Source organism: Kitasatospora putterlickiae (genome assembly GCF_039527695.1).
GTDB classification, from domain to species: Bacteria; Actinomycetota; Actinomycetes; order Streptomycetales; family Streptomycetaceae; genus Kitasatospora; species Kitasatospora putterlickiae.
This window is the reverse complement of the sequence record NZ_BAAAKJ010000014.1, coordinates 20,072-28,472: the sequence shown is the minus strand read 5'-3', so window position 1 is coordinate 28,472 and position 8,401 is coordinate 20,072. Positions and strand designations below refer to the sequence as shown.

7 protein-coding genes are annotated in these 8,401 nt (G+C 72.4%); 3 read left to right on the top strand and 4 right to left on the bottom strand.

Annotation, left to right across the window (positions count from 1 at the left end):
• Positions 1 to 85: 85 nt before the first annotated feature.
• Both ABD308_RS01395 and ABD308_RS01390 read right to left on the bottom strand, forming a co-directional pair.
• The gene (locus tag ABD308_RS01395) at positions 86 to 742 is read right to left on the bottom strand and encodes a TetR family transcriptional regulator (RefSeq protein ID WP_344324192.1); all 657 of its coding nucleotides are present in this window, start codon (positions 740 to 742) and stop codon (positions 86 to 88) included.
• A gap of 8 nt (positions 743 to 750) precedes the next feature.
• Positions 751 to 2,322: an MFS transporter gene (locus ABD308_RS01390; RefSeq protein WP_344324189.1), complete on the bottom strand. Its 1,572-nt coding sequence runs from the start codon at positions 2,320 to 2,322 to the stop codon at positions 751 to 753.
• A gap of 311 nt (positions 2,323 to 2,633) precedes the next feature.
• On the opposite strand from ABD308_RS01390, the gene ABD308_RS01385 reads away from it, so the two are divergent.
• A complete protein-coding gene (locus ABD308_RS01385) occupies positions 2,634 to 3,251 on the top strand; it encodes a hypothetical protein (protein WP_344324186.1) in 618 nt (205 codons plus the stop codon).
• Here ABD308_RS01385 and trhA read toward each other — a convergent pair.
• A complete protein-coding gene (gene trhA / locus ABD308_RS01380; RefSeq protein ID WP_344324183.1) occupies positions 3,222 to 3,905 on the bottom strand; it encodes a PAQR family membrane homeostasis protein TrhA in 684 nt (227 codons plus the stop codon). The genes ABD308_RS01385 and trhA overlap by 30 nt on opposite strands.
• 274 nt (positions 3,906 to 4,179) lie before the next feature.
• Between trhA and ABD308_RS01375 the strand changes: the two genes are divergently transcribed.
• Positions 4,180 to 6,021, top strand: coding sequence for a phosphoenolpyruvate carboxykinase (GTP) (locus tag ABD308_RS01375; RefSeq protein WP_344324180.1), 1,842 nt, complete (start codon positions 4,180 to 4,182; stop codon positions 6,019 to 6,021).
• A gap of 158 nt (positions 6,022 to 6,179) precedes the next feature.
• Here ABD308_RS01375 and ABD308_RS01370 read toward each other — a convergent pair whose 3' ends face one another.
• Entirely contained in the window at positions 6,180 to 7,394 is a 1,215-nt protein-coding gene (locus ABD308_RS01370) for a pyridoxal phosphate-dependent aminotransferase (RefSeq protein WP_344324177.1), read from the bottom strand.
• Between the two features lie 268 nt (positions 7,395 to 7,662).
• Here ABD308_RS01370 and ABD308_RS01365 point away from each other — a divergent pair, with 268 nt between their 5' ends.
• Positions 7,663 to 8,379, top strand: a complete 717-nt coding sequence (locus ABD308_RS01365; protein WP_344324174.1) for a prepilin peptidase — start codon at positions 7,663 to 7,665, stop codon at positions 8,377 to 8,379.
• Positions 8,380 to 8,401: the final 22 nt, after the last annotated feature.

Below are 8,401 nucleotides of genomic sequence, written 5' to 3'. Positions count from 1 at the left end.
GGCCGGCAGACGGCCGGCCGGTAGGCCGGTGGGCGGGGCGGCGGGGTCCGGTGCGGCGACCGGGCCCCGCCGTCACGCACGCGTCCTAAAGACTGGTGAACCCGTCCTCCAGGATCGCGAAGGTGCGGTCGATCAGGTCGGCGAAGTCCTCGGCGCCGCCGGCCTCGGCCCACTGCAGCACGGCCTCGGCGGTGGCCGCGGCGAGCGCGGCGGCGGTGATCCGCATCGCGAAGGTGGGCTCCTGGACGCCGGCCCGCCGGGTCAGCACGGCGAGGTAGAGCCGCTGCGGGGGGCTGGTGGCGTCGAAGATCCGGGAGCGCAGCGCCGGGACGTCCTTGATCAGCCGCATCCGGACCACCAGTTCCTCGCGATCGTGCTCCAGCAGGTGCCGGACCAGCTCGGTGAGGGCCTCCCGGCAGGAGCGCAGGAACGATTCGTCGGAGGGCCTGGCGAGCAGCGCCTCGATCATCGCCGGATCGTACTCGTCGGTGAGGACGAGGTCCTCCTTGGTGGCGAAGTACCGGAAGAAGGTGGAGGGGGAGACCTCGGCGGCGGCCGCAATCTGGTCCACCGTGGTGTTCTCGTACCCCTGTTCGGCGATCAGCCGGTACGCCTCGCGCCGGATCGTCTGGCGGGTCTTCAGCTTCTTGCGCTCGCGCAGCGACAACGGCGCCTCCAGCATCGCCTGGATCGGATCGCCAGGTCCCGCCGGAGGCGCCGTCGCCGGCCGCGTTGTGCTCATGCCTTCGATTATCCGTGATCCGTCGCGGGCACCGCGGTGGGCCCGGCGGTGGGCCCGGTGGGCGGTCCGGCCGGCTCGACGGCCGGCATCCGCAGCGCGACCAGGACCGCCGACAGCACCGCGATCGCCCCGGAGACCAGCAGCACCACCGTCATCCCGTGCACGTAGGCGCCGTGCGCGGAGGCGGCCAGCGCCGGGTGGCCGGTGGCGGCGGCGACCGCGTCGGCGGCGACCACCGACCGGCCGGCCTGCTCGGCCGCGTCCGCCGGCAGCCCGCCGGTGTCCAGCGCGCCCCGGTAGGTGTTGGCGAGCAGGCTGCCGAAGACGGCGACCCCGATCGCCCCGCCGACCTGGCGGAAGGTCTGCATCAGGCCGACCCCGACGCCGGCCCGGGCGGGCGGCAGCGTGAGCAGGGCGGAGGCCTGCGCGGTGATGAGGGACAGGCCCATGCCGACGCCGAGCAGGGTGAGCCAGACGGCGGCGAGGCCGTAGCCGTCGGAGACCGACGTCCGGGAGCCGATGAGCAGGGCGCCGGCCAGCAGACCGAGCCCCAGCACGACCACCGTCCGGGGACTGGTCCTGGTCACCAGCCGGTCGCTGAGCCGGGCGGCCACCATCAGGCCGAGCATCATCGGCATCATCCGCAGACCGGTGCCGAAGGCGTCCGCGCCCTGGACGCTCTGGAAGTACAGCGGGAGCACGAAGAACGCGCCGAACAGGACCAGCGACACCAGCGTGGCGGCCACCGTCGACCAGCGGAAGGCGCCGTCGGCGAGCAGCGAGAGGTCGAGCATCGGGTCGCGCTGCCGCCGGCTGCGCAGGACGAGCAGGGTGAGCGCGATCAGCGCGCCGCCGACGGTGCCGAGCACCAGCGGGTCGGTCCAGCCGCGCTCGGGGCTCTCGATGATGCCGTAGGTGAGCGCGGCCAGCCCGCCGGCGCCGAGCACGGTGGCGGGCAGGTCGATCCGGGGCGCGGCGGGGTTGCGGGTCTCCGGCAGCAGGAGGACGCAGGCGGTGATGCCGATCGCCACCAGCGGCAGGTTGATCGCGAAGATCGCGCCCCACCAGTAGTGCTGGAGGATGAAGCCGCCGATCAGCGGGCCGAGCGGGGTGCCGACGGCCAGCGCCGCGGCCAGGATCGCGGTGGCGCGCCGCTGCTCGGTGGCCGGGAAGAGCCCCGGGATCACCGCCATGGACATCGGCATCACCAGCGCCCCGGCCAGGCCCATCGCGGCGCGGGCGGCGATCAGCGTGGCCGGGCTGTCGGCGAGCATGCCGGCCGCCGAGGCGAGGCCGAACATGGCGAGGCCCAGGGTGAGGGTGAGACGGCGGCCGAAGCGGTCGCCGATCAGCCCGGCCGGGAGCATCACGGCGGCGAAGACCACGGTGTAGGAGTCGACGATCCACTGCTGCTGACCGGTGGTGGCCTGGAGCTGGGAGGCCAGGGTGGGCAGGGCCACGTTCAGGACCGTCATGTCGAGGCTGATCACCAGAACGCTCAGCGCGACCGCGATGAGCGCGAGCCAGCGCCGTGGATCCGGGCCGGGCGGGGCCGCCTGGCCGACGGGCGGAGTGGGCACGGGAAACCTCCGGAGACCTGCGAAAGGGAGTCTCTGTCAAATGACAGTAACTCCTAAAAGATGCCCACCGTCAATTCCCGACCGGTTCCGGCGGCTCGTCACGCTCCGTCATGTGTCCTGGAAGTGCGCGTTCCGCACGGGGAATTGACGCAACGTTGATCTGTCGTTCGCCCCTTTCCGGCGGTTGCGGGTGACTGTCGGTAGATACCATGTGGCCGTCGGTCAGTGCGGGCCGGCGCGTGCCGAGAGCGGAGAAGGGGTGGGGCGGCAGGGGCCGACCACGAGCCCGGCGCAGGAAGGAGAAGCCGTCAATGGCCGTTCGGGAGTCGGGTGCCCAGATCTGGGGTGCCGCGGTGGTGGTGGGCTCGGCGCTGGCCGTGGTCGCGGCCTATCTGATCAACGGCGCCGCGCTGGTGCTGGTGGTCGCCGGGATCGAGGTGCTGCTGCTGATGGTCTACGTGGGGCGGCGCTGGCGGCTGCTCCATCAGGCGCCGGAGCCGGACCGCCGGTCGGCGTCGCGCGGGCACCGGACGGCCGGCGGCCTGGTGGACGCCGCGCACTGCGAGCGCTGCCGCCGGGCCCGGGAGGCGATCGACGCGCGGCGGGCGGGGCGGCCGGTCCGCGACCCGCGGCCCCACGAGCGCCTCGACCGGCCGCGCGAGCGCCGGCACGACCCGGCGTACGACCGCGCGCCCCAGGACGGCGCGCCCCACGACCACCCGCCCCGCGACCGCCCGCCCCGCGACCACCCGACGCACGACCGCGCGCCGTACGAGCGGGCGGCACATGAGCGGACGCCGCACGACCGGGCGTTCGAGCGCCCGGCCCGGGAGTGGACGGCGGAACGGGCGGCCGCCCGGTCGCACGACCGGACGACCGCCCGTCACGGGGCGCCGGGCTCAGCCGGCCGTGCTGTAGGCCACCAGTGACACCCCGACGTACTGGGTGATGAAGGCCCCGAGGGTGAAGGCGTGGAAGACCTCGTGGAAGCCGAACCAGCGCGGTGACGGGTTCGGCCGCTTGAGCCCGTACACCACGCCGCCGATGCTGTAGAGCACGCCGCCGACGATCATCAGGACCAGGACCGCGACGCCGCCGGCGCGCAGGAAGTCCGGCAGGAAGAACGCGGCGGCCCAGCCCAGCGCGAGGTACACCGGCGTGTAGAGCCAGCGCGGCGCGCCGACCCAGAAGACCCGGAAGGCTATTCCCGCCAGCGCGCCGCCCCAGACCGCCCAGAGCAGCACCTGCCGGGCGGCACCGTCCAGCAGCAGGATGGTGAACGGGGTGTAGGTCCCCGCGATGATCAGGAAGATGTTCGCGTGGTCCAGCCGGCGCAGGATCGCGTCGCCGCGCGGGCCCCAGTGGAAGCGGTGGTAGACCGCGCTGACCCCGAAGAGCAGCCACGCGCTGACGGAGTAGATCGCGCACGCGATCCTCTCGGGCCCCGGTTCGGCCAGGCAGATCAGCACGATCCCGGCGGCGACCGTGGCGGGGAACATTCCGGCGTGCAGCCAGCCGCGCCACTTCGGCTTGCTCTCGGCACGCTCCGTGCTCGTCAGGAGCTCAGCAGTCATGGGCGGCATGTTACCGCTACCTACGGGTCCGTAGGTTACTGGGTCGTAGGAAGTGGCGCTCATCACGACTTGGACGTTTTGGAGCATTGGAAGGGGGGTCCACCGCCCTCCGAAGGTGCCGGACTCGCCTCTCTACTGATCAGTAATCATCCGTACTGTAGTAAAAGATGCGTCAATTCTGCCGTTGTGCCGTGATCCGGCAGGGGTGCCAGAGCTACGCTGCAAGCACCCTCAACCCCCGCTACGCCGTCTCCCCGCCGGGATGGCGTGAAACGGAGCGATCGTGTCGAACGAGAACTCGGCTGCTCTCAGCGCCGCGCCCACCCGCCACCAGCGTCTGCTGGCGTGGGTGAACGAGATCGCGGAGCTCACCCAGCCGGACCGCGTCGAATGGTGCGACGGTTCCGAGGAGGAGTACCAGCGCCTCGCGGACCTGCTCGTCGCCCAGGGCACTTTCAAGAAGCTCAACGAGGAGAAGCGACCCAACTCCTACTACGCCGCCTCGGACCCCTCCGACGTGGCGCGTGTGGAGGACCGCACCTTCATCTGCTCCGAGCAGGAGAAGGACGCCGGCCCGACCAACCACTGGAAGGCTCCCGCCGAGATGCGCGAGATCTTCCAGGGCGAGCAGGGCCTGTTCCGCGGCGCCATGAAGGGCCGCACCATGTACGTCGTGCCGTTCTCGATGGGCCCGGTCGGCTCCCCGCTGGCCGCCTACGGCGTCGAGATCACCGACTCCGCCTACGTCGCCGTGTCGATGCGCGTGATGACCCGCATGGGCCAGGCCGTGCTGGACCAGCTCGGTGAGGACGGCGACTTCGTCAAGGCCGTGCACACCGTCGGCGCCCCGCTCGCCGAGGGCGAGGCGGACGTGCCGTGGCCGTGCAGCAGCACCAAGTACATCTCGCACTTCCCGGAGAGCCGGGAGATCTGGTCCTTCGGCTCCGGCTACGGCGGCAACGCCCTGCTCGGCAAGAAGTGCTACGCGCTGCGCATCGCCTCGACCATGGCCCGCGACGAGGGCTGGCTGGCCGAGCACATGCTCATCCTGAAGCTCACCCCGCCGGCGGGCCCCGCGGGCGAGGCCGAGCCCACGTACGTCGCGGCCGCCTTCCCGTCCGCCTGCGGCAAGACCAACCTGGCGATGCTCCAGCCCACCATCCCGGGCTGGAAGGTCGAGACGATCGGCGACGACATCGCCTGGATGCGCTTCGGCGCCGACGGCCGCCTGTACGCGATCAACCCCGAGGCGGGCTTCTTCGGCGTCGCCCCCGGCACCGGCGTGGACACCAACGCCAACGCGATCGACACCCTCTGGGGCAACACCGTCTTCACCAACGTCGCGCTCACCGACGACGGCGACGTCTGGTGGGAGGGCCTCACCGACGAGAAGCCGGCCCACCTGACCGACTGGCGCGGCGACGACTGGACGCCGGAGTCCGGGTCCCCGGCCGCCCACCCGAACGCCCGCTTCGCCGTCCCGGCCGCGCAGTGCCCGACCATCGCCCCCGAGTGGGAGGACCCGGCGGGCGTGCCGATCTCGGCGATCCTGTTCGGCGGCCGCCGGGCCACCGCCGTCCCGCTGGTGACGGAGTCCTTCAACTGGCAGCACGGCGTCTTCCTCGGCGCCAACATCGCCTCCGAGAAGACCGCCGCCGCCGAGGGCACCGTCGGCGAGCTGCGCCGCGACCCGTTCGCGATGCTGCCGTTCTGCGGCTACAACATGGGCGACTACTTCGCCCACTGGCTGAAGGTCGGCGCCCAGGCGGACGCCGGCAAGCTGCCGAAGATCTACTACGTCAACTGGTTCCGCAAGAACGCCGACGGCAAGTTCGTCTGGCCGGGCTACGGCGAGAACAGCCGCGTGCTGAAGTGGGTCGTCGAGCGCCTGAAGGGCACCGGCGAGGGCGTCGAGACCCCGATCGGCGTGCTGCCGACCGTCGAGGGCTTCGACCTGGACGGCCTGGAGCTGTCGAAGGAGGACCTCGACCTGCTCTTCACCGTCGACGCCGACATCTGGCGTCAGGAGGCCGCGCTCGTCCCGGCCCACCTGGAGCTGTTCGGTGAGCACACGCCCACCGCGCTGTGGGACGAGTACCGAGACCTGGTCGCCCGCCTCGGCTGAGCCTGAGCCTCAGCAGGAGCGGTAGAGATGCCGGTGCGCCGCACGAACCGCGCACCGGCAAGCGACAGGACGGCCGGAGCCCCGACGGACGATCTTTCCCCGACCAAGGAGATCGCCCGGACCGGGACTCCGGCCGTAGCGTTCTGGCGAGGACGCGGCTACGGCTGGGCGTAGCCGCCGAGGAAGGTGCCGATCCGGGTGACCGCGTCGGTGATCTCCTCCGCGCGCGGCAGGGTGACCAGCCGGAAGTGGTCCGGCTCGGGCCAGTTGAAGCCGGTGCCCTGGACCAGCAGGATCCGCTCGGCGCGCAGCAGGTCGAGCACCATCCGGGCGTCGTCCTTGATCTTGAAGACCTTGGGGTCCAGCCGGGGGAAGGCGTACAGCGCGCCCTTCGGCTTCACGCAGCTGACCCCGGGGATCTCGTTGAGCAGCCGGAACGCGGCGTCCCGGGACTCCAGCAGCCGGCCGCCGGGCAGGATCAGGTCCTTGATCGACTGCCGCCCGCCGAGCGCCGCGGCCACCGCGTGCTGGGCCGGCATGTTGGCGCAGAGCCGCATCGAGGCCAGCACGGTCAGGCCCTCGACGTAGCTGCGGGCCCGGGTGCGGTCGCCGGAGAGCACCATCCAGCCGGAGCGGAAGCCCGCCACCCGGTAGGACTTGGACATGCCGTTGAAGGTGACGCAGAAGAGGTCCGGGGCCAGGCTGGCCAGCGGGATGTGCTCGGCGTCGTCGTAGAGGATCTTGTCGTAGATCTCGTCCGCGTAGATCACCAGCCGGTGCCGCCGGGCGATCCCGACCAGCCCCTCCAGCACCTCGCGCGGATAGACCGCGCCGGTCGGGTTGTTGGGGTTGATCACCACCAGCGCCCTGGTCCGGTCGGTGATCCTGGCCTCGATGTCGGCGAGGTCCGGGTACCACTCGGACTGCTCGTCGCAGCGGTAGTGCACGGCGGTGCCGCCGGCCAGCGAGACGGACGCCGTCCACAGCGGGTAGTCCGGGGCCGGGACGAGCACCTCGTCGCCGTCGTTCAGCAGCGCGGTCATCGCCAGCTGGATCAGCTCGGAGACGCCGTTGCCGAGGAAGACGTCCTCGACCGTCAGGCCGTCCAGACCGCGCTCCTCGTAGTGCATCACCACGGCGCGGCGCGCGGAGAGCAGGCCCTTGGAGTCGCCGTAGCCGTGCGCGGTGGAGAGGTTGCGCAGGATGTCCTGGAGGATCTCGGGCGGCGCGTCGAAGCCGAACAGGGCGGGATTGCCGGTGTTGAGCTTCAGGATGCGGTGGCCCTGCTCCTCCAGCCGCATCGCCTCATCGAGCACCGGACCGCGGATGTCGTAGCAGACATTGGCGAGCTTGCTGGACTGGATGACCTGCATGCCTGCCTACTTTAGGGGCACGAACGGCCGGTTGGGCGCGTGCGGCGGACGGCCCGCCGGACCACCCGGACGCCGGTGTTCCGCTACTCCTTCGATCGAGAGGCGGATGCCCTCGCCCGCCTTCCGGATCGGCGGCCGGGTGTTCGCAACCCCGCCGAAGACGAGGAACCATGGGCGGGGTGCCGTCCGGAACGAGACGGACGGCACACTGCTGTGCGGCGCCCCGGTGTCGTGGTGCGCCGGTGTCCGACGCGAGGAGGGGCGGGCCGTGATCGCGAGCGCGCTGGGAGCGGTACTGGCCGGGCTGCTGGTGGCACCGGCGCTGCGCGGCCTGGTGGTGCGGTACGCCGTGCCGGAGGACGAACCGTGGTGCCTGGCCTGCCCGTCCTGCGCGCGGGAGCTGCGCGGCCTGCCGCCCACCGGGCGGTGCCCGGGCTGCCGGACCGGTCTCGGCCCCGGTCCCTGGCGGGTGGAGGCGGTCACCGCCGCCGCGGCCGCCGCCGCGCTCGCCGCCGCGCACCCGGCGGACGCGCTGCTGCTGCTCTGGCTGGCCGGGCCCGGCGTGGTGCTCGGCTTCACCGACGCCCGGGTGCACCGGCTGCCCTACCCGCTCACCTGGACGCTGGCGGCGGGCCTCGCGGTGCTGCTGACCGCGGTGCAACTGGCCGAGGGCGCCCCGGGGGCGCTGCCGCGCTGCCTGCTGGTGGCGCTGGCCGCCGCGGTGCTGTTCGAAGTCCCGGTCCAGCTGGGGCTGGTGGGCGCGGGGGACACCGTGCTGGCGCTCGGCCTCGGCGCGCTGCTCGGCCGGTACGGCTGGTCGGCGGCCTTCGCCGGCCTGGCCTGCTCCGTGCTGCTGGCCGGGCTCTGGTCGGTCGGCGTGCTGCTGACCGCCCTGGTGCGGCGCCGTCCGGTGCGCGGCCGGGAGGTGCCGCTGGGACCGTTCCTGCTGCTCGGCACCCTGCTGGCGGTGCTCGGCCACTCCTAGGGTCCGTCTTCAAACCCCCGTC

Coding starts and splice junctions, on each gene's coding strand:
- ABD308_RS01395 (WP_344324192.1), bottom strand. CDS start 742: ATGAGCACAACGCGGCCGGCGACGGCGCCTCCGGCGGGACCTGGCGAT.
- ABD308_RS01385 (WP_344324186.1), top strand. CDS start 2,634: ATGGCCGTTCGGGAGTCGGGTGCCCAGATCTGGGGTGCCGCGGTGGTG.
- trhA (WP_344324183.1), bottom strand. CDS start 3,905: ATGCCGCCCATGACTGCTGAGCTCCTGACGAGCACGGAGCGTGCCGAG.
- ABD308_RS01370 (WP_344324177.1), bottom strand. CDS start 7,394: ATGCAGGTCATCCAGTCCAGCAAGCTCGCCAATGTCTGCTACGACATC.